Annotated in this window: 19 protein-coding genes and 1 pseudogene; 15 read left to right on the top strand and 5 right to left on the bottom strand. The window is 69.1% G+C overall.

Going from position 1 to position 20,059, the window contains the following annotated elements:
• Positions 1-196: 196 nt before the first annotated feature.
• Positions 197-1,132 (top strand): lysophospholipid acyltransferase family protein, encoded by a 936-nt coding sequence (locus A5756_RS02295; protein ID WP_066946282.1) that lies wholly within the window; start codon positions 197-199, stop codon positions 1,130-1,132.
• Positions 1,133-1,179: 47 nt separating this feature from the next.
• On the opposite strand, the gene A5756_RS02300 is transcribed toward A5756_RS02295, so the two are convergent.
• Positions 1,180-1,917, bottom strand: a complete 738-nt coding sequence (locus A5756_RS02300; protein ID WP_066946285.1) for a response regulator transcription factor — start codon at positions 1,915-1,917, stop codon at positions 1,180-1,182.
• Positions 1,918-2,141: 224 nt separating this feature from the next.
• Complete coding sequence (locus tag A5756_RS02305) at positions 2,142-2,378, bottom strand: CsbD family protein (RefSeq protein ID WP_066946288.1); 237 nt, start codon at positions 2,376-2,378, stop codon at positions 2,142-2,144.
• A gap of 357 nt (positions 2,379-2,735) precedes the next feature.
• On the opposite strand from A5756_RS02305, the gene pyrH reads away from it, so the two are divergent.
• From pyrH to rlmN, 4 genes are all read left to right on the top strand, one after another.
• Positions 2,736-3,506 carry a UMP kinase gene (gene pyrH / locus A5756_RS02310; RefSeq protein WP_082939483.1) on the top strand — a complete coding sequence of 257 codons (771 nt, stop codon included), beginning with the start codon at positions 2,736-2,738 and terminating at the stop codon, positions 3,504-3,506.
• A gap of 91 nt (positions 3,507-3,597) precedes the next feature.
• Positions 3,598-4,155 (top strand): ribosome recycling factor, encoded by a 558-nt coding sequence (gene frr, locus A5756_RS02315; protein ID WP_066946298.1) that lies wholly within the window; start codon positions 3,598-3,600, stop codon positions 4,153-4,155.
• A 32-nt stretch (positions 4,156-4,187) separates the two neighbouring features.
• Positions 4,188-5,111 (top strand): phosphatidate cytidylyltransferase, encoded by a 924-nt coding sequence (locus tag A5756_RS02320; protein WP_066946301.1) that lies wholly within the window; start codon positions 4,188-4,190, stop codon positions 5,109-5,111.
• Between the two features lie 22 nt (positions 5,112-5,133).
• The gene (gene rlmN, locus A5756_RS02325; protein WP_066946304.1) at positions 5,134-6,228 is read left to right on the top strand and encodes a 23S rRNA (adenine(2503)-C(2))-methyltransferase RlmN; all 1,095 of its coding nucleotides are present in this window, start codon (positions 5,134-5,136) and stop codon (positions 6,226-6,228) included.
• A gap of 61 nt (positions 6,229-6,289) precedes the next feature.
• Here rlmN and A5756_RS26155 read toward each other — a convergent pair whose 3' ends face one another.
• Positions 6,290-6,544, bottom strand: a complete 255-nt coding sequence (locus A5756_RS26155; RefSeq protein ID WP_066946307.1) for a DUF2631 domain-containing protein — start codon at positions 6,542-6,544, stop codon at positions 6,290-6,292.
• Between the two features lie 78 nt (positions 6,545-6,622).
• Here A5756_RS26155 and dxr point away from each other — a divergent pair, with 78 nt between their 5' ends.
• From dxr to A5756_RS02380, 10 genes are all read left to right on the top strand, one after another.
• Entirely contained in the window at positions 6,623-7,819 is a 1,197-nt protein-coding gene (gene dxr, locus A5756_RS02335; RefSeq protein WP_066946310.1) for a 1-deoxy-D-xylulose-5-phosphate reductoisomerase, read from the top strand.
• Positions 7,820-7,838: 19 nt separating this feature from the next.
• A complete protein-coding gene (locus A5756_RS02340; RefSeq protein ID WP_066946312.1) occupies positions 7,839-9,062 on the top strand; it encodes an RIP metalloprotease in 1,224 nt (407 codons plus the stop codon).
• Between the two features lie 19 nt (positions 9,063-9,081).
• A complete protein-coding gene (gene ispG, locus A5756_RS02345; RefSeq protein WP_066946315.1) occupies positions 9,082-10,248 on the top strand; it encodes a flavodoxin-dependent (E)-4-hydroxy-3-methylbut-2-enyl-diphosphate synthase in 1,167 nt (388 codons plus the stop codon).
• A 55-nt stretch (positions 10,249-10,303) separates the two neighbouring features.
• Positions 10,304-11,158 carry a GNAT family N-acetyltransferase gene (locus A5756_RS02350; RefSeq protein WP_066946318.1) on the top strand — a complete coding sequence of 285 codons (855 nt, stop codon included), beginning with the start codon at positions 10,304-10,306 and terminating at the stop codon, positions 11,156-11,158.
• Between the two features lie 99 nt (positions 11,159-11,257).
• Positions 11,258-13,075 carry a penicillin-binding transpeptidase domain-containing protein gene (locus A5756_RS02355; RefSeq protein WP_066946322.1) on the top strand — a complete coding sequence of 606 codons (1,818 nt, stop codon included), beginning with the start codon at positions 11,258-11,260 and terminating at the stop codon, positions 13,073-13,075.
• A 40-nt stretch (positions 13,076-13,115) separates the two neighbouring features.
• A complete protein-coding gene (locus tag A5756_RS02360) occupies positions 13,116-13,721 on the top strand; it encodes a DUF1707 domain-containing protein (RefSeq protein WP_066946325.1) in 606 nt (201 codons plus the stop codon).
• A gap of 10 nt (positions 13,722-13,731) precedes the next feature.
• Positions 13,732-14,589 carry a type I methionyl aminopeptidase gene (gene map, locus A5756_RS02365; protein ID WP_066946328.1) on the top strand — a complete coding sequence of 286 codons (858 nt, stop codon included), beginning with the start codon at positions 13,732-13,734 and terminating at the stop codon, positions 14,587-14,589.
• 14 nt (positions 14,590-14,603) lie between these two features.
• Positions 14,604-16,115, top strand: a complete 1,512-nt coding sequence (locus A5756_RS02370) for a cobyric acid synthase (RefSeq protein WP_066946331.1) — start codon at positions 14,604-14,606, stop codon at positions 16,113-16,115.
• Positions 16,116-16,258: 143 nt separating this feature from the next.
• Entirely contained in the window at positions 16,259-16,819 is a 561-nt protein-coding gene (locus tag A5756_RS02375) for an alpha/beta hydrolase (protein ID WP_197505407.1), read from the top strand.
• A gap of 99 nt (positions 16,820-16,918) precedes the next feature.
• Positions 16,919-17,653, top strand: a complete 735-nt coding sequence (locus A5756_RS02380; protein ID WP_231989170.1) for a gamma-glutamyl-gamma-aminobutyrate hydrolase family protein — start codon at positions 16,919-16,921, stop codon at positions 17,651-17,653.
• An 8-nt stretch (positions 17,654-17,661) separates the two neighbouring features.
• Here A5756_RS02380 and A5756_RS02385 read toward each other — a convergent pair.
• Positions 17,662-18,548: pseudogene (locus tag A5756_RS02385) on the bottom strand (PPE family protein).
• Positions 18,549-19,119: 571 nt separating this feature from the next.
• A complete protein-coding gene (locus tag A5756_RS02390) occupies positions 19,120-20,022 on the bottom strand; it encodes a PPE family protein (protein ID WP_156659159.1) in 903 nt (300 codons plus the stop codon).
• Positions 20,023-20,059: the final 37 nt, after the last annotated feature.

Consider the following 20,059-nt stretch of genomic DNA (forward strand, 5'->3'; position numbering starts at 1 on the left):
CCCTCCCCCGTCTGTGTTTTGTCCTCTTGTCTCCTCCCCCGCGCCGCGCGTTCGTTTGTGGGTCCCCCCCCCCCCCCCCCCCCCCCCCCCCCCCCCCGCCCCCTCCCCCCCCCCCCCCCCCCCCCCCCCCCGGGGAGGTGCGTTTTCGGCCCTTCGGTGGTGCGTCGTGCGGGGATGAATCGGGTACACCGTACCCATGGGTAACCCGGATCACAGGCCAGCCGAAGTACGCGAACAAGCGCAGCTGAACGCCGAGCGGGCGCGGGCGGCGATGGAGGATCGGCGCAGCGGTCAGGGCGGGGGACTGAGCGGCTGGGTCGCCGAGCGCGCCGGTCGGTGGGACCTCCGCGGCCAGGAAGAGGCCAGCCTACAGCGGCAGAAGTATCTGTGGAATGTGCTGGTGGACTATTGGTTTCGCATGGAGATCGACGGCTGGGAGAACGTCCCGGAGCCGCCGGTTCTGCTGGTGGGGATCCACTCCGGCGCTCCCTTCGTCTGGGATGCCTGGACCGTCGGCCTGCAATGGTGGCGGCGCTTCGGGCAGGAACGCCCCCTGCACGGCACGGCCCATGACGCGTTGATGGCGATTCCGGTGATCGGCCGGTACTTCCGGTCGATGGGTGTGCTTCCGGCGGCCCCGGACGCGATCGCCACGGCCCTGGCCGAAGGACGCGACGTTGCGCTGTGGCCCGGCGGGGAAGTGGACTCGCTGCGCCCGTGGACCGAGCGCGACCAGGCCAACCTGGCGGGCCGAAAAGGCTTCGTGAAGATGGCGATTCGGGCCGGGGTGCCCGTCGTGCCGATCGCGACGGTCGGCGGCGCCGACGCCATGCCTGTGCTCATCCGCGGCGACAAGCTGTCGAAGGCCTTGCAGCTGGACCGCCTGCTGCGCCTCAAAGTGTTTCCCTTGGCGATCTCGCTGCCGTGGGGGATCGCGCCGGCGGCGCTTCCGCAGCTGCCGCTACCGGCCAAGATCAGGACCCGGTTCATGCCCGCCGTGGAGCTCGACCACGATCCCGCACGCGCGGAGGACGAAGCGTACATCGATCGCAAGTACCGCGAGATCCAGGACGCGATCCAAGACGGCATGGACGCGCTCGCGCGAAAGCGCGCCTTCCCGCTCTTCGGCTGATCAATCCCCGAAGTCCCTCTCGGACAGTGCGATTCGGGCTCAGTGCGTCACTGCGCGACCGGGTCCCAGGCGGAATCCGTCGGCGCCGATGTCAGCGTCGGCTCGCTGATGATCCATTCCGGATGCGGTGGGGTCGCGGCCATGTAGCCGACACCGCGGACGGTGTCCACCATCGACTGATGTCGGGGTCCGAGCTTGGCGCGCAGGCGCCGGACATGGACGTCGACCGAACGGACTCGGCCGTTGCTGTCATAGCCCCACGCCTCATGCATCAGGCGGGTCCGGGTAAATGCCCGACCGGCATGCTGCACAAGGAAAGTCAGCAGTTTGAACTCGGTCAGCGTCAAACCCAGGTCCTTGCCTTCCAGTGATCCGGTGAGGCTGGTCGGGTGCAAGAGCAGGGCGCCGAACCGCAGACTGCCGTTGATTGCCCTGCGCCGCAACGCAATCGCCCGCTGCAGCCGCTCCTGCAGCTCGTCGAAGTCGGTTCCCGGTGGTATGACGTCGTCGACATTCCAGTCCACGTCTGCCGGTACGCCGTCGGCCGGCGCCACCAACGCCACCACTGCGGTGGCGGGGGCATTGGTTGTCAGGCGCCGGCAGGCCGCCGCCGCGGCCGCGAGGTTGCCGCGAGCATCGACGATGGCGACGTCGCCGGCTTCGCCCGGCCCCTGGCCGTCGGCTATCAGGGGCGCGCGCCGCATGATCCGCCCGAACGAAGTCAGGGGCGGCAGGGCGCGCTCGAAGTCCTCCGCGTCGGTCAGCAGCAGAACGTCCAACGACATCTCCCGAAGAACATGGGTCCGTTTTCGGCCTCGGCCCGTAGGCATCTCCTGGGGAGATGTCAGCCAGCGCAGCGGTGATTACCCACTCGCGGCGAAAGTATGCAAACGATTTTTGTGCGGCTCGCGGACCGCGCCGGCCCTGCTAGCCGGACGGGATCGTCTTGACCCGGAAAAGTCGATGGGCCCGGTCCGTTTCCACAGACCGGACCCATCCTCCCAGCAAGCTACTGATTGTCCTTCTGGCGCTGTTCAGCGGCTTCGGCGCCGCCGCGGGCCGCCTCGGCCTCGGCTTCCTTCTTCGCCGCGTCGCGCTGCGCTTCCGCCTTGTCCTGCTGGGCCTGGCCCTCGCGGGTGAGGTCGTCTTGACCCGTCACCGCACCAACGGCCTCCTTCGCCCTGCCTTTGACGTCCTCGACGACGCCCTTGACGGCTTCTGCAGGTCCCGAGTTGTTGTCCGCCATGGATTCAATTCCTCCTCGTAGGCGTACCTGAGCGATTCGCGCTCACCACCGATCGCCAACGCGATCGATCCGGTCATACGGCGACAATGGGCCCTTCTTTCTCAAGACCGTGAATTCCCGCCGCGTTGGTGCGGATTCCCCACTACGGTCATGCCTCAAACATGCGTAGCGACAAGCCGACGAGGCGTAGCGCCGCCGCTGGACACATGGGTCGATCGCCGCGAAAGATCGTCCGCATCGCCAACTCGGCGCATAACGCACCCCACCGACGCCGGCGTGTGCTGCGATGAGGCAGGATGTGAAATGCCGTTCCGGAGGAGTTAACCCCCGGGATGGCACTCTCATGCGAGGAGCGTGATGACGGAGTCCAGGGAGCCCACGGCACCGGAGAATGGATCAGCTGCCGGGCAGCCGCGGACGCGGCCCAAGTACTCCAGGGTGTTGCTCAAGCTTGGCGGCGAGATGTTCGGCGGTGGCCAGGTCGGGCTGGACCCCGATGTCGTGGCGCGGGTGGCCCGCCAAATCGCCGAGGTGGTTCGCGACGGTGTCCAAGTCGCGGTCGTGATCGGCGGCGGCAACTTCTTCCGTGGCGCGCAACTGCAGCAGCGCGGCATGGAACGCACCCGCTCGGACTACATGGGCATGCTCGGCACGGTGATGAACAGCCTGGCGCTGCAAGACTTCCTGGAAAAGGAAGGCATCGTCACGCGCGTCCAGACGGCGATCACCATGGGACAGGTCGCCGAGCCGTATCTGCCATTGCGCGCCGTCCGCCACCTCGAGAAGGGCCGGGTGGTCATCTTCGGGGCCGGCATGGGGCTGCCGTACTTCTCCACCGACACCACGGCCGCGCAGCGGGCACTGGAGATCGGGGCGGAGGTGGTCTTGATGGCGAAGGCGGTCGACGGGGTGTTCTCAGCGGACCCGCGGCAGAATCCGCACGCCGAGCTGATCGCCGCGATCAGCCATCGCGAGGTCATCGACCGGGGGCTCCGAGTGGCCGATGCCACGGCGTTCAGCCTCTGCATGGACAATGGCATGCCGATCCTGGTGTTCAACCTGCTGACCAATGGCAATATCGCCCGCGCGGTCGCCGGTGAGAAAATCGGGACACTGGTCACCACCTGAGGGGAAGAGCGAACGATGATTCGCGCTGGCGACGATGCAGAACGCAGTGATGTGGGGGTACCTCCCGCTTGCGGGGGAGAGGAGCGGCGCAATGATTGACGAGGCTCTCTTCGACGCGGAAGAGAAAATGGAGAAGGCCGTAGCGGTGGCCCGCGACGACTTGTCAACCATCCGGACCGGCCGCGCCAATCCCGGCATGTTCTCCCGGATCGTCATCGACTACTACGGTGCCACCACCCCCATCACGCAGTTGGCCAGCATCAACGTGCCCGAGGCGCGGCTCGTCGTCATCAAGCCCTACGAATCCAGTCAGCTCGGCGCGATCGAGACGGCGATCCGCAACTCCGACCTGGGTGTCAACCCGACCAATGACGGCACCCTGATCCGGGTGGCGGTGCCGCAACTGACCGAGGAGCGGCGCCGCGAGCTGGTCAAGCAGGCCAAGGGCAAAGGGGAGGACGCCAAGGTTTCGGTGCGCAACATCCGCCGCAAGGCGATGGAAGAGCTGCACCGCATCCGCAAGGACGGCGAGGCCGGCGAGGACGAGGTCGGTCGGGCCGAAAAAGACCTGGACAAGGCCACGCACCAGTACGTCACCCAGATCGAAGAGCTGGTCAAGCACAAAGAAGGCGAGCTGCTGGAGGTCTAGCGGCCGCCCAGCAGCTGAGTTCACCCAGGTCCGTGGCAACCACCGGCGCAGCCAGCACGCCCGACGAACCGGCGCGTGACGCCGAGAACATCGTGCAGCAGCCGGCCAAGACGACGTCCCGCGCGGGACGCGACCTGCGGGCCGCCATCGCGGTGGGCGCGGGCATCGGCGGCGTGCTCATCGTGACGCTGATTTTCGCGCCCCGCTTCTGGGTTGCCATCGTCGCGATCGCCATCCCCGTCGCTACCCATGAGGTGGTACGGCGGCTGCGCGAGGCCGGATACGTCATCCCGCTGATCCCCTTGCTCCTCGGCGGTCAGGCCACCGTCTGGCTGACGTGGCCGTTCCACGCCGCCGGCGCCCTGGCCGGCTTCGGCGCCACCGTGGTGGTGTGCAACGTCTGGCGGCTGTTCATGCAGGACAACAGCAAGCGGCCCGAGCCGTTCGCCGGGTCTCCGTCGGCCAACTACCTGCGCGACGCCTCGGCGACGGTGTTCCTGGCCGCGTGGGTGCCGCTGTTCGCCTCCTTCGGCGCGTTGCTCGTCTACCCGAAGGACGGCGCGGGCCGGGTGTTCTGTCTGATGGTCACCGTCGTCGCCTCCGACGTGGGCGGGTACGCGGTGGGCGTGCTGCTCGGCAAGCACCCGATGGTTCCCGCCATCAGCCCGAAGAAGTCGTGGGAGGGCTTCGCGGGTTCGCTCTTCTTCGGGATCACCGCGGCCATCCTGACGGCGACGTTCCTGGCCGGCAAACCGCCGTGGATCGGAGCGCTGCTGGGTGTGGTCCTGGTGCTTACCGGTACCCTTGGCGATCTGGTCGAGTCCCAGATCAAGCGTGACCTCGGCATCAAAGACATGGGCCGCTTGCTGCCCGGCCACGGCGGTCTGATGGACCGGCTCGACGGGGTGCTCCCGTCGGCGGTCGCCGCGTGGACGGTGCTGACACTCGTCCCCTGAGAGGGCCGATACTGGACTGGTCATGGTCCAAGAACTGGTTTTCACCGAACCCCGCCCGAGCAAGCCGCCGCGGCACCTGGCCGACCTCGACGCGGAAGGCCGCGCGTCGGCCGTCGCCGAGCTGGGGCTGCCGGCGTTCCGCGCCAAGCAGCTCGCGCATCAGTACTACGGTCGCCTGATCGCCGATCCCCGCGACATGACCGACCTGCCGGCGGCCGTGCGCGACCGGGTCGCCGAGGCGTTGTTCCCGCCCCTGCTCACCTCGGCCGCCGACGTCACCTGCGACGCCGGGCAGACCCGAAAGACGTTGTGGCGCGGCACCGATGGGACGACCTTCGAGTCGGTGCTGATGCGCTACCCGCAGCGCAACACCGTGTGCATCTCGTCGCAGGCCGGCTGCGGCATGGCCTGCCCGTTCTGTGCGACCGGGCAGGGCGGATTGACCCGTAACCTGTCGACCGCGGAGATTCTGGAGCAGGTCCGTTCCGCCGCCGTCGCCCTGCGCGACGAGTTCGGCGATCGGCTCTCCAACATCGTGTTCATGGGCATGGGCGAGCCGCTGGCCAACTACGCCAGGGTGGTTGCCGCGGTGCGCCGCATCACCGAAGCGCCGCCGCACGGCTTCGGCATCTCGGCTCGCTCGGTCACGGTCTCGACCGTCGGCCTGGCTCCGGCCATTCGCAAACTGGCCGACGAACGGCTCGGGGTGACGCTGGCGCTGTCGTTGCACGCACCCGACGACGAACTGCGCGACACGCTCGTGCCGGTCAACAACCGGTGGAAGATCGCCGAGGCGCTCGACGCCGCCCGCTACTACGCCGACGTCACCGGTCGCCGCGTATCAGTGGAGTACGCGCTGATCCGCGGCGTCAACGACCAGCCGTGGCGGGCCGATCTGCTCGGCAAACGCCTGCATCGGGCGCTCGGCCCGCTGGTGCACGTCAACCTGATCCCGCTCAACCCGACGCCGGGCAGCGAATGGGACGCCAGCCCCAAGCCGGTGGAGCGGGAGTTCGTCCGGCGGGTTCGGGCGCAGGGGGTTTCCTGCACGGTCCGCGACACGCGCGGCCGCGAGATCAGCGCCGCCTGCGGACAGCTGGCCGCCGAAGGCGGGTAGCTGGAGCGCGGGCGAATCAGCGGGGGCCTGCGGACAGCTGGCCGCCGAGAAGAAGTAGTGGCTACCTGATCCAGCCGCGCCGGCGGCCCCACAGGTCGCGGACCAGGGCGACGAGCACCAGCGCGGCGAACCCGATCAGGAACCAGTTCTCGATGTGGCCGACGTGGTTACCGCGCAGCATCGCCAGCAGGAACACGATGATGACCAGGCCGGTGATGTGCCAGGTGCGGTGATTGATCCTGCTCCAGCCCCACGCCGCGGACGGCACCTCAACGGTGTCGACGCCGGTGAACTGTTCCACCTCGGTACTGGCCACGGTGAATCCCTTTCGTGATCGGCTGGTACGGAGATTCTGGCACACCCCCTCGCGAGACCGAGCGGGCACAATGAGTGAGTGACAATCGCGACACCCGAGGGCCGCCTGCGCGTGCTGGTGCTGGGCAGTACCGGCTCGATCGGCACCCAGGCCCTGGAGGTGATCGCGGCCCATCCGGACCGCTTCGAGGTGGTCGGCCTGGCCGCGGGGGGTGCGAACCTGGACACCCTGCAGCGCCAGCGCGCCGAGACCGGGGTCACCAACATCGCCGTCGCCGACGAACGCGCGGCGCAGGCCGCCGACGTCCCCTACCGGGGTCCCGACGCGGTGACCCGCCTGGTCGAGGACACCGAGGCCGACGTCGTCCTCAACGCGCTGGTGGGCGCGCTGGGCCTGCGCCCGACGCTGGCCGCTCTGGAATCGGGCGCCCGGCTGGCGCTGGCCAACAAGGAATCCCTGGTCGCCGGTGGTCCGCTGGTCTTGCGGGCGGCGCGGCCGGGTCAGATCGTGCCGGTCGACTCCGAACACTCCGCGCTGGCCCAGTGCCTGCGCGGGGGCTCCCCCGAGGAAGTCGCCAAGCTGGTGTTGACCGCCTCCGGCGGGCCGTTTCGCGGCTGGACCGCCGCCCAGCTCGAGGGTGTCACCCCGGAACAGGCCGGCGCCCATCCGACCTGGTCGATGGGCCCGATGAACACGCTGAACTCGGCCTCGCTGGTCAACAAGGGGCTCGAACTCATCGAGACGCACCTGCTGTTCGGCGTCCCGTACGACCGCATCGAGGTCGTCGTGCACCCGCAGTCGATTGTTCATTCGATGGTCACGTTCGTTGACGGCTCGACCATCGCCCAAGCGAGCCCCCCGGACATGAAGCTGCCGATCTCCCTGGCGCTGGGCTGGCCGGACCGGGTTCCCGGGGTGGCCGCCCCCTGCGACTTCAGCACCGCGTCTAGCTGGGAATTCGAGCCGCTGGACGGCGACGTTTTTCCCGCCGTGGAACTGGCCCGGTATGCCGGCCAGACCGGCGGTTGCATGACCGCGGTCTACAACGCGGCAAACGAAGAAGCCGCGGCGGCGTTCCTCGCGGGCCAGGTGGGATTCCCCGTCATCGTGAAAACCATCGCCGACGTGCTGCACGCCGCAGACCAATGGGCGGTTTCACCCGCTAACGTGGATGAGGTACTAGACGCGCAGCGCTGGGCGCGGGAGCGAGCGCGACGCGCCGTCGCACACGCGCGGCCCACCGAGGCCACCGTCAACGCCTCCGGAATGGTGTGAGAAAGGTCCTGCAGCGGAGATGATGTTCGTTATCGGCATTGTGCTGTTCGCCCTTGCCATCCTGATCTCGGTGGCCCTGCACGAGTGCGGCCACATGTGGGTCGCCCGCGCCACCGGCATGAAGGTCCGTCGCTATTTCGTCGGGTTCGGGCCCACGCTGTGGTCGACGCGGCGTGGTGAGACCGAATACGGCCTCAAGGCCGTGCCGCTGGGCGGCTTCTGCGACATCGCCGGGATGACCTCGGTCGAGGAGCTGGCTCCCGACGAGACCGACCGTGCGATGTACAAGCAGGCCGTCTGGAGGCGGGTCGCGGTGTTGTTCGCCGGTCCGGCCATGAACTTCGTCATCTGCCTGGTGCTGATCTATGCGATCGCGCTGGTGTGGGGGTTGCCCAACCTGCACCCCCCGACCAGGGCGGTGATCGGCGAAACCGCCTGTGTCGCACCGGAAGTGGCTCCGGGTAAGGTCGCGGACTGCACCGGCCCCGGTCCGGCTGCGGCGGCCGGCATCCGCGCCGGCGACGTCGTGGTCAAGGTCGGCGACACCCCGGTGTCCACCTTCGAGGACATGGCCGCCGCGGTTCGCAAGGTGCACGGCACCGTCCCGGTCGTCGTCGAGCGTGGCGGCAACGCGATCACCACCTACGTCGACGTCACGCCCACCCAGCGCTTCCTGAGCACCGGCGCCAACGGGCAGGGCGGTCAGCCGGCGCCGTCGACGGTCGGTGCCATCGGCGTCGCGGCGGTCAAACTCGCACCCGCGCACTACGGGGTGCTCTCCGCGGTGCCGGCCACCTTCGCGTTCACCGGTGACCTGACCCGTGAGGTGGGCAAGGCGCTGGTCACCATCCCGACCAAGGTGGGTGCGCTGGTGCACGCCATCGGGGGCGGACAGCGTGATCCCCAGACCCCGATGAGCGTGGTGGGCGCCAGCATCATCGGCGGCGACACCGTCGACCACGGGCTCTGGGTGGCGTTCTGGTTCTTCCTGGCCCAGCTGAACCTCATTCTGGGTGCCATCAACCTGGTGCCGCTGCTGCCCTTCGACGGCGGCCACATCGCCATCGCGGTGTTCGAGAAGATCCGCAACCTGGTCCGGTCGGCCCGCGGCAAGGTCGCGGCCGCACCGGTGAACTACCTCAAGTTGATGCCCGCCACCTACGTGGTGTTGGTGTTCGTGGTCGGGTACATGTTGCTGACCGTGACCGCCGATCTGGTCAATCCGATCAGGCTCTTCCAATAGCAAGTAAGGAATTAGAACAGTGACCATTGGCCTGGGCATGCCGGACGCCCCGGCACCCACGCTTGCCCCCCGGCGCAAAACGCGGCAATTGATGGTCCGCGACGTCGGGGTGGGCAGCGACTATCGCATTTCGGTGCAGTCGATGTGCACCACCAAGACCCACGACGTCAACTCGACGCTGCAACAGATCGCCGAACTGACCGCCGCGGGCTGCGACATCGTGCGGGTGGCCTGTCCCCGTCAAGAGGATGCCGACGCGCTGGCCGAGATCGCCCGGCACAGCCAGATTCCGGTGATCGCCGACATCCACTTCCAGCCGAAGTACATCTTCGCCGCAATCGACGCCGGGTGCGCCGCGGTGCGGGTAAACCCGGGCAACATCAAGGAATTCGACGGCCGGGTCGGCGAGGTGGCCAAGGCCGCCGCCGCCGCGGGCATCCCGATCCGCATCGGCGTCAACGCCGGCTCGCTGGACAAGCGGTTCTTGGAGAAGTACGGCAAGGCCACGCCCGAGGCGCTGGTCGAGTCGGCGCTGTGGGAGGCCTCGCTGTTCGAGGAGCACGGCTTCGGCGACATCAAGATCAGCGTCAAGCACAACGATCCCGTCGTGATGGTCGCCGCCTACGAGCAGCTGGCCGCCCAGTGCGACTACCCGCTGCACTTGGGCGTCACCGAGGCCGGTCCGGCCTTCCAGGGCACCATCAAGTCCGCGGTGGCCTTCGGCGCGCTGCTCTCGCGGGGGATCGGCGACACCATCCGGGTGTCGCTGTCGGCGCCACCGGTCGAAGAGGTCAAGGTCGGCACCCAGATTCTCGAGTCGCTGAACCTGCGGCCGCGCGGGCTGGAGATCGTGTCCTGCCCGTCGTGTGGTCGCGCGCAGGTCGACGTCTACACCCTGGCCAACGAGGTCACCGCCGGCCTGGACGGCCTGGACGTTCCGCTGCGGGTTGCCGTGATGGGCTGCGTGGTGAACGGTCCGGGCGAGGCGCGAGAGGCCGACCTGGGCGTCGCGTCAGGAAATGGCAAGGGGCAGATCTTCGTTCGCGGCGAAGTCATCAAGACCGTGCCGGAAGCCCAGATCGTCGAGACGCTCATCGAGGAGGCCATGCGTCTCGCCTCGGAGATGGGGACCGATCACGGTCCTGACACAACATCAAGCGGTTCGCCGATCGTGACCGTAAGCTGATGGGGGCCGTTTCCCGCTTGCAAGTCCGTTAATCGCATCACAGAGAGTTCGCCAGATGTCGGCTCCGCCCCTCTTCCGCCTTGTCGGTGAGCGACGGGTTTCTGTGGTGCGCGACGCCGCGGCCGTTTGGCGGGTTTTCGACGAGGATCCCGTCGGATCCTGCATGGTCGCGGCCCGGGTGGCGGACCACGGCATCGACCCCAATTCCATCGGCGGGGAACTGTGGACCCTGCGCGGCGCGGAAGAGTCGCTGTGCTTCGCCGGCGCCAACCTGATCCCACTGCGCGGCGCACCGCAGGACATGGACGCCTTCGCCGACGAGGCGATGAGTGGGACGCGCCGCTGTTCGTCGCTGGTCGGCCGGTCCGATCTGGTGATGCGGATGTGGGAGCGGCTCGAGTCGGCGTGGGGCCCGGCCCGGGACGTGCGCGACCACCAGCCGTTGCTGTCGCTGTCGAGGCACCCCAACTGCGAGATCGACCCCGGGGTGCGCCAGGTTCGGCCGGACGAGCTGGACGCCTATTTGGTGGCCGCCGTGGACATGTTCATCGGCGAGGTGGGCGTCGACCCGCGGATCGGCGACGGCGGTCGGGGTTACCGGCGCCGGGTGGCCAGCCTCATCGCGGCCGGTCGCGCCTGGGCCCGCTTCGAGCACGGCCAGGTCGTCTTCAAGGCCGAAGTCGGCTCGCAGTCGCCGGGCGTCGGCCAGATCCAAGGGGTGTGGGTGCATCCCGAGTGGCGCGGCCTGGGGCTCGGTACCGCCGGAACCGCGACCGTGGCCGCCGTCATCGTCGGGAGCGGGCGCACCGCCAGCCTGTACGTGAACAGCTTCAACACCGTGGCCCGCGCCGCATACGCCCGAGTCGGCTTCGCCGAGGTCGGCACCTTCGCGACGGTGCTGCTGGACTAGGGGTAAGGCGCCCCCGCTCGGGGCGCCCTGTGCACGTAACGGCTCGGTCTCGGAGTGTCTGCGCAGGTGTTGGCCCCGCATTTCATAACATCTGTACCGATGGTCACAAAAGCCTCATTGGTATCAACCGCTTCCGGCCTGCTGCTCGTCGGCGTCGTCGCCCTGTCCGGATGCACACCGCGGCCCGACGGCCCCGGTCCCGCGGCCGAAAAGTTCTTCGGCGCCCTGGCGATCGGTGACACCGCCACGGCCGCCCAACTCAGCGACAACCCCAACGAGGCCCGCGAAGCGTTGAACGCGGCCTGGGCGGGCCTGCAGGCGACCCACCTGGACACGCAGATTCTCAACGCCAAGTACGCCGAGGACACCGGCACGATCGGCTACCGCTTCACCTGGCACCTGCCCAAGAACCGGACCTGGACCTACGACGGCCAGCTGAAAATGGCCCGCGACGAGGGGCGCTGGGAGGTCCGGTGGACCCCCACCGACCTGCACCCCAAGCTGGGCGAGCACCAGACGTTCGCATTGCGCGCGGATCGACCGCGGCGCGCCTCGGTCAACGAACTCGGCGGCAGCGACGTCTTGGTGCCCGGCTACCTGTACCACTACACGCTGGACGCCACCCAGGCCGGATCCGGAGCAGCCCTGAGCGGGACGGCGCACGCGATCGTGGACGTCCTGCACCCCTTCAACGGCACGCTGAACGACCCGCAGTTGCTGGCCGAGCAGGCCAGCTCGGCGACCCAGCCGGTGGACCTGGTGACGCTGCATCCCGACGACAACGACAAGGTCTTCCCGGCGATCGGCCGGCTGCCCGGGGTGGTGGTCACGCCCCAGCCCGAGATGCTGCCGACGGACCCGCATTTCGCGTCGGCGGTCATGTCCGAGGTGAAGAAGGCCGTGGTCGACCAACTCGACGGCGAGGCGGGCTGGCGGGTGGTCAGCGTCAACCAGAACGGGGTCGAAGTCGAAGTCCTGCACGAGGTGCAGGGATCACCGGCGCCGTCGATCTCCATCACGCTGGACCGGGTGGTGCAGAACGCCGCCCAGCGCGCGGTCGACAACAAGGGCGGCAAGGCGATGATCGTCGTGATCAAGCCGTCGACCGGGGAGATCCTTGCCATCGCGCAGAACGGGGGCGCCGATGCTGACGGCCTGCTGGCGACCACCGGCCTGTTTCCGCCCGGGTCGACGTTCAAGATGGTCACCGCCGGCGCCGCCGTCGATCGCGACATGGCCACGCCCAACTCGATGCTGGGCTGCCCGGGCCATCTCGACATCGGGCACCGCACCATCCCCAACTACGGTGGCTTCGACCTGGGCGTGGTGCCGATGGCGCGCGCTTTCGCCAGCTCGTGCAACACGACATTCGCGGAGTTGAGCAGCCGGCTGCCGCCTCGGGGTCTGACCCAGACGGCCGCCCAATACGGGATCGGGCTCGACTACGCGGTGGACGGCATCACCACGGTGACCGGGTCGGTGCCACCCACGGTGGATCTGGCCGAGCGCACCGAGGACGGCTTCGGCCAGGGCAAGGTGCTGGCCACCCCGTTCGGCATGGCCCTGGTGGCGGCGACCATTGCCGCCGGCAAGACCCCGACGCCGCAGCTCATCGCCGGTCGGCCGACCGCGGTCCAGGGCGATACCACGCCGATCAGCCCGAAGATGGTGGACGCGCTGCGGCCCATGATGCGGCTGGTGGTAACCAACGGGACCGCCAAGGAGATCGCCGGCTGCGGCGCGGTCTACGGGAAGACGGGTGAGGCCGAGTTCCCGGGCGGATCGCACTCGTGGTTCGCCGGATATCGCGGCGACCTGGCGTTCGCCTCGCTGATCGTCGGGGGCGGTAGCTCAGAGTGGGCCGTGCGGATGACGAAGTTCATGTTCGAATCGCTGCCGCCGGACTTCCTGGCCTAGCGCGCGATCCGTGGGGCCGCTTCGGCGGTAAATTGCGAACATGACGGATACCGGCGGCGACATGGTGGCATTACGGGTCTCCGACGCCGACCGCAACGGCACGATGCGGCGACTGCACAACGCCGTCGCGCTCGGGCTGATCGATATCGACGAGTTCGAGCAGCGCTCGTCGCAGGTGTCCTACGCGCGCACCCGGGGAGAGCTCGACGGGCTGGTCGGCGACCTGCCCGGTCCTGGCGCGATCGTCACCTCCGCGGCCGACCGGGTCGAGCTGCGCGGCTGGGCCGGCTCGCTCAAGCGCCAGGGCGAATGGACGGTGCCCACCCGGCTGGCGTTGGTCCGCCGGCTGGGCTCCATCGAGCTCGACCTCACCAAGGCCCGGTTCGCGGGCCCGGTCGTGGTCGTCGAACTCGACATGCGGTTCGGCTCGGTGGAGATCCGGTTGCCGGACGGCGCCAGCGCGTCGATCGACGACGTGGAGGTCTACGTGGGCAGCGCCAGCGACCGCCGCAAGGACGCGCCGGGCGAAGGCCGGCCGCACGTCGTGCTGACGGGACGGGTGGTGTGCGGCTCGGTGATCATCCGCGGGCCGCGGCGCTCGTTGATCCGCGGCCGCTTCGGCGGAGCCGCCGCGCGGCGCGATTAAGCTGGTCGCCATGCCTGCTCGCACTGCGCTTTCCCCCGGAGAGTTGTCCCCGACTCTGCCGGTGCCCGGCCGCATTCCCCGTCCGGAGTATGCCTGGCAGCCCACCGTGCGGGAGGGCAGCGAGCCGTGGGTACAGACCCCCGAGGTGATCGAGAAGATGCGGGTCGCCGGCCGGATCGCGGCCGGCGCGCTGCAGGAGGCGGGCAAAGCGGTGGCGCCCGGGGTGACGACCGACGAATTGGACCGGATCGCCCACGAGTACATGATCGACCACGGCGCCTACCCGTCGACCCTGGGCTACAAGGGCTTCCCGAAGTCGTGCTGCACGTCGCTCAACGAGGTCATCTGCCACGGGATCCCGGACTCGACGGTGGTCGAGGACGGCGACATCGTCAACATCGACGTCACGGCCTACATCGACGGGGTGCACGGCGACACCAACGCGACTTTCCTGGCCGGCGACGTCGCGCAGGAGCACCGGCTGCTCGTGGAGCGCACCCACGAGGCGACGATGCGCGCGATCAACGCCGTCAAGCCGGGGCGGGCGCTGTCGGTCGTCGGCCGCGTCATCGAGGCGTACGCGAATCGGTTCGGGTACAACGTGGTTCGTGACTTCACCGGTCACGGCATCGGCACGACGTTTCACAACGGGCTGGTCGTGTTGCACTACGACCAGCCCTCGGTGACGACGGTCATGCAGCCGGGGATGACGTTCACCATCGAACCGATGATCAACCTCGGCGGCCTGGACTACGAGATCTGGGACGACGGCTGGACGGTGGTCACCAAGGACCGCAAGTGGACCGCGCAGTTCGAGCACACGTTGCTGGTGACCGACACCGGCGTTGAAATCCTCACCTCGATATAACAAGCCGTGAATCCTTGAGCGGGGCGCTGCTGGTCGCCGGCACCAGCTCCGACGCCGGGAAATCGGTGGTAGTCGCCGGCCTGTGTCGATTGCTGGCACGCCGCGGCGTTCGGGTGGCGCCGTTCAAGGCGCAGAACATGTCCAACAATTCCGTGGTCACCGTGGAAGGCGGCGAGATCGGCCGGGCCCAGGCCCTCCAGGCGCGGGCGGCGGGGCTGCAGCCCAGCGTGCGGTTCAATCCGATCCTGCTCAAACCCGGCAGTGACCGGACGTCGCAATTGGTGATTCGCGGCCAGGTCGCGGATTCGGTCACGGCGGCAAGCTATGTGCGGCATCGCGAGCGCCTGGCGGGGATCGTCGCCGACGAATTGTCTTGCCTGCGCAATGATTTCGATGCCGTCATCTGCGAGGGGGCCGGCTCGCCGGCCGAAATCAACCTGCGTGCCACGGATTTGGCGAACATGGGCCTGGCCCGGGCCGCGAACCTGCCGGTGATCCTGGTCGGAGACATCGACCGGGGCGGCCTGCTCGCCCATCTATTCGGAACGGTCGCGGTGCTCGAGCCCGACGACCAGGCACTGATTGCCGGGTTCGTGGTCAACAAATTCCGCGGCGACCCCGCACTGCTGGAACCCGGATTGCGGCAATTGCACGCGATGACCGGCCGTCCGACCTACGGCGTGCTGCCCTACGCCGACGAACTCTGGCTGGACGCCGAGGACTCGCTGTCGGTGGTCGCGCGCCGCCTCGTCGGCACCCCGGAACCGCCGCGCGGGAGCGAGTGGCTGCGGGTGGCCGCGATCCGGTTGCCCCGGATCTCCAACTCCACCGACGTGGAGGCGCTGGCGTGCGAGCCTGGCGTCGCGGTCCGCTGGAGCGCCGACCCCGCCGACCTGGCCGACACCGACCTGATCGTGATTCCCGGCAGCAAATCCACCGTCGCCGACCTGACCTGGCTACGCGATCACGGCCTGGCCGAGGCGATCACCGCGCACGCCGCGGCCGGCAAGCCGGTGCTCGGGATCTGCGGCGGTTTTCAAATGCTGTGCCGGCGCCTCGACGACCCGGTGGAATCGGGACTCGGCGAAGTCGCCGGGCTGGGGCTGCTGGACGCGGACATCGCCTTCGGCGAAACCAAGATCCTGCGCCGGTGGCCGCCGCCGCTCGCCGGATACGAGATCCATCACGGCCGGGTGTCGCGCTGCGCGGAGGACATCTGGTTCGGCGCGCAGGGCGGGCGCGACTGCCAACCGCACGGCCTGGTTCGCGGCGCGGTCTTCGGCACCCATTGGCACGGCCTGCTCGACAACGACGACTTCCGCCGCGCGTGGCTCACCGGCGTCGCGGCCGCGGCAGGCCGTGACGGGTTCGTCGTCGCCGACACCAACGTGGCCGCGCGGCGCGATGCCCAGCTCGATGTGATCGCCGATCTGCTGGCTGCCCACCTCGACACCGACGCTGTCCTCGGCCTGCTGGACGGTCCGCCGCCCCGCCGCCCGCACCTGGCAACTCGGTTGTGGCCGTAGGGCATTCGCCGAGGCCCGGCGGTATGCCGACCGAATTGACGGCGACGCAAAACGCGTCGCGCGAGCCCGCCGGGATAGCCGCTGAACGCGGGGATGTGGAGAAATCGTCGCGCGCGTGGGCCGGTCGGTTGTAGCGTGCGTAGATGCCCTCAATGATGACCACGCTCGACGGGTTCCCCGTCCCGGTAGCGGTGGCCGGTCCGGAACAGGGCGTCGTGGTCGTCATTCTGGGCGACGAGGAGCGCATCCCCGCCGCGTACGACGCGGTCTGCGAACGGCTGCACACCGCGTCGCTTCGGACGGTCGTCATCGGTCTCGATCCGCGCCTGACCCCCAAGTCGGTCGTCGGCATCCTCGACGTGCTGGGAATCGGGTGGGCCGTGGTGGTCGGCGACCGTGCCGGCGGCGAACTGGCCTGGGAACTCGCCGCGACGAAGCTGGGCCGGTTCGTCGGCCTGGTGGTGATCGATCGCGGCCATCCGCGGGCGGCCGATCGCGACGGCGCGGTTCGCGACGGGCATTGCCCGCCGGTGGAGATCGGCACCACGGTCCTGGTCAGCTCCCCGGCCGCGCGGGCGGTGGCGCGCGCCAGCCAGCAGTATGTCTACGCCGAGTACCGCGTGGTGCATTTGGGCCGGCGGACGGTGCAGGAGTCGACGGCACAGTTGGCCGCCGAGATCGTGTTGCGCACCAGTACCTGGTAATCCCGGCGGGCACGCCGAACACTAACTCGCACAAGCGGTTTGCCGCGACCTCGTGGATGGCGGGCGGTACCGTGTCGGTCGGGGAAAGGATACGCGGTTGTGAACGCCTCTGAGCGCCCGGTAGTGGGCCTGACTTCGTACCTGGAGCGGGTGCGGACCGGGATCTGGGACGTGCCGGCGGGTTATCTGCCTGCCGATTACTTCCAGGGTGTCGTGATGGCCGGCGGGGCCGCGGTGTTGCTACCGCCGCAGCCGGCGGAACCGGAGGCGGTCGGGTCGGTGCTCGACAGTCTGCACGCGCTGGTGATCACGGGCGGCTACGACGTGGATCCCGCCGCGTATGGCCAACAGCCGCATCCGACCACCGATCGGCCGCGCGCCGCCCGCGACGAATGGGAATTCGCGCTGTTGCGCGGCGCGCTGGACCGGGGACTGCCGGTGCTGGGCATCTGTCGCGGTGCGCAGGTGCTCAATGTGGCGCTGGGCGGCACCCTGCATCAGCACCTGCCGGAGGTTCTCGGGCACGACGGACATCGGGCGGGCAACGCGGTGTTCAACAGGTTGACGGTGCGCACCGCCGCCGGCAGCCGGCTGGCCGCGCTGGTCGGGGAGTCCACCGATGCGCCGTGCTACCACCATCAGGCGATCGACAAGGTCGGTGAAGGGCTGATGGTCAGCGCCTGGGACGCCGACGGCGTCATCGAGGCGCTGGAGTTGCCCGGGGACCGTTTTGTGCTTGCGGTGCAATGGCATCCGGAACAGTCCCTGGACGACTTGCGCCTCTTCGCCGCGATCGTGGACGCCGCGCGGTCGTACGCCGGGCGCGCGGGCTGACCCGCGCGCTACGCAACCGTTCCACGGTAGACGGCCATCGGCGCCGCGGCCGTCGCCCAGACCCGTGGCACCGACAACGCCCCGGCCGACGTTGCGCGGCCGACCCGCGCGGTGATTGCCGCGCCGCGAACAGCACGATGGTCGGGCGCCAGGCAGCGCAACGCCGCCGCCTTGTTGAGCGAATTCAGGTAGTCGATCGCGATACCCGACGGCGCGGTGAGCGAGCTCAGCTTTGACAGGGCGCAGGTCGCCGGCGCGAGGGAGACGTCGAACGTGGCCAGCGGCGACAGGGACAGCGCCCGCAGCGCGCCGGGCGCGGCTGCGAGCAGCTGCCGGCCCGCCGACACGACCTCCGGCCCCGACTCCAGTGCCCACGTGCCCCGGCTTGCGCTGCCGGGCGGCAACGTGAACGGCACGATGGCCGCGGCATCCGCCGACGCCGCGGCGTAGGCGTGCATGGCCGCGGCGTCCTGCGCCCACATCCGTTCGTAGTCGGCCTCGGTGGCGGCGATCGCCGGGCTCGCCAGACCCAGGGAGTTCGCCATGGTCAGCGACCTGCGCTGCACCCGGTTGGTGGCGATCGACGACGGTGGCACCGTTGCCGCTAACGCCCTTTCGTGTGCCTCGCCGCAGCGGCGGCCTGGGTGGCCGCTTGCTCGGCGCGTATCGCGGTGGCGTCGAGCCAGGCGATGTAGGACGCCGCGGCATCGTGCCCGGGGGCGGGGTCCTCCCAGTCGGCCAGCTTCGAGGTCACCGCCCGGTAGTCCGCGACCGCGGTGTGCAGCCGAGTGGCCAGGCGGGCCCACGCCGTCGCGGCTTCGGCCATCGAGCCAGAGCCGGGGCCGGCATGCAGTTGTCCGGAAATGATTTCGGGCGGGAGCATCGTGAAATTCATCGCTATCTCTGCCTAACGACGGCGGTGGGGCCGCGGTTCGAACGGGACTCTTCTGTTGGGACGTAGGCCCGGGGGTTACAGGCCTACCTGCCAAGGAGCCCTCAGCAACGGGCGACGCAGAGCAGCGTCAACAGATCCCGGTCTGACGGAACCGCCCCGGGCGCACGGGATGGTGCGCGGGGCAGCCGAAATACCGCGGCCGCAAACGAAGTCGGTAATGCCGACCCGATCGATGGCGGCGACGAGCGGGCCCACGTCGGCGGCCGATCCCGCGTCATCCACGCGGTCTTGGTGGTCTTGTGATGTGTCGGCGAGGAGCCGGCGGAAAAGCCCGGTGCGGCAGCGCTCGCGTTATGCGCTTGCACGTGTGTGGCATTCACGCGGGCGAGTCCGGGGACCGCGCCCCCACGCGATGCCCAACCCGCGGTGACCGCACAGGACACGCCGAGCACCGCGACGATTGCGATGACCGACCGCCATCGTCGAGTTCCACGGGTGTCGCCGACTGTCACAGTGGCCCGAACCTACAACACGAGGCTTGGCCGACAAGCCCAGCGAGCTGTGAAAACGATCAAAGTCCGGTGTGGGTTCGCGGCTGCCCGCCCAGGCGGCGCCGGTGTTCGGTTGGCTGCTTGCCCACCGCTTTCGATTTCGCCGCGGGCAGCCACGCCCGCGGCACCGACAACCCGCCAATTGAGATCGCGCGTCCGAAATCCACCAGCACCGCAGCGCGATTACCCCTGCCCGCCTTCGCCGCCGCAGCACCGATGGCCACGGCGAGCGGGATGCTGGCCTGCCGGGCAAACCCGGTGCGCAGGGAACTCAGCTTGGACAGCGGCGACGACATCGACAGCACCGCCGTACGGAATCGCCGGCAAGATGCCGACGATAACCCGTCGAGCGCTGCGGGCAGCATCGAAATCAGTTCCGCGCCAGCCGATATCACATCGTCGCCGTCCTCGGCGGCGGGCGGGGACGTAAAGGGCGTCACGGTCGAGGCGGCCGCAGCGGCAGTGGCGTAGGCGTACATGGCGGCGGCGTTCTGCGCCCACAGCTGGTCGTAGTGGCACTCCGCGGACGCAATGGCCGGGGTGTTTTGGCGCAGCTGGTTCGTCGCCGCCAGCGACATTCGCAATGCCCGGTTGGCGAGGATGGTCTGCGGCGGCGCGGTCGCGGCCAACGCCCACTCGTACGCGTCGGCCGCCGCGCCGGCGCGGGCGGCGGTTTGCTCCGCTAATGCGGCCGTCGCCTGCAGCCACGCTACGTACGGTGCCGTCGTTTCGCCCATCTGCACCGCCGCGGGGCCGCGCAAGCCGTCCAGCAGCCCCGCGGAAACGAGGTACTTCGTCGCGGCCTCGCGGAGCTGGTCGGCCAGCCGCTGCCACGTTGTGGCCGCGCTCAGCAGTGATGCGGGGCCGGGGCCGCAATACATTCGCGCGGTGTTGATTTCTGGGGGTAACGCGCCGAAGTCCACCGCTATCTGCCCCCGGCGGGGGCGGGGTGGGTGGCCG

It is taken from the genome of Mycobacterium sp. 852002-53434_SCH5985345 (assembly GCF_001667155.1).
GTDB lineage: Bacteria > Actinomycetota > Actinomycetes > Mycobacteriales > Mycobacteriaceae > Mycobacterium.

Coding starts and splice junctions, on each gene's coding strand:
- rlmN (WP_066946304.1), top strand. CDS start 5,134: ATGGTCCAAGAACTGGTTTTCACCGAACCCCGCCCGAGCAAGCCGCCG.
- A5756_RS02350 (WP_066946318.1), top strand. CDS start 10,304: ATGTCGGCTCCGCCCCTCTTCCGCCTTGTCGGTGAGCGACGGGTTTCT.
- A5756_RS02305 (WP_066946288.1), bottom strand. CDS start 2,378: ATGGCGGACAACAACTCGGGACCTGCAGAAGCCGTCAAGGGCGTCGTC.
- A5756_RS02300 (WP_066946285.1), bottom strand. CDS start 1,917: ATGTCGTTGGACGTTCTGCTGCTGACCGACGCGGAGGACTTCGAGCGC.
- A5756_RS02360 (WP_066946325.1), top strand. CDS start 13,116: ATGACGGATACCGGCGGCGACATGGTGGCATTACGGGTCTCCGACGCC.
- A5756_RS02340 (WP_066946312.1), top strand. CDS start 7,839: ATGATGTTCGTTATCGGCATTGTGCTGTTCGCCCTTGCCATCCTGATC.
- A5756_RS02375 (WP_197505407.1), top strand. CDS start 16,259: ATGCCCTCAATGATGACCACGCTCGACGGGTTCCCCGTCCCGGTAGCG.
- map (WP_066946328.1), top strand. CDS start 13,732: ATGCCTGCTCGCACTGCGCTTTCCCCCGGAGAGTTGTCCCCGACTCTG.
- pyrH (WP_082939483.1), top strand. CDS start 2,736: ATGACGGAGTCCAGGGAGCCCACGGCACCGGAGAATGGATCAGCTGCC.
- frr (WP_066946298.1), top strand. CDS start 3,598: ATGATTGACGAGGCTCTCTTCGACGCGGAAGAGAAAATGGAGAAGGCC.
- A5756_RS02295 (WP_066946282.1), top strand. CDS start 197: ATGGGTAACCCGGATCACAGGCCAGCCGAAGTACGCGAACAAGCGCAG.
- A5756_RS02355 (WP_066946322.1), top strand. CDS start 11,258: ATGGTCACAAAAGCCTCATTGGTATCAACCGCTTCCGGCCTGCTGCTC.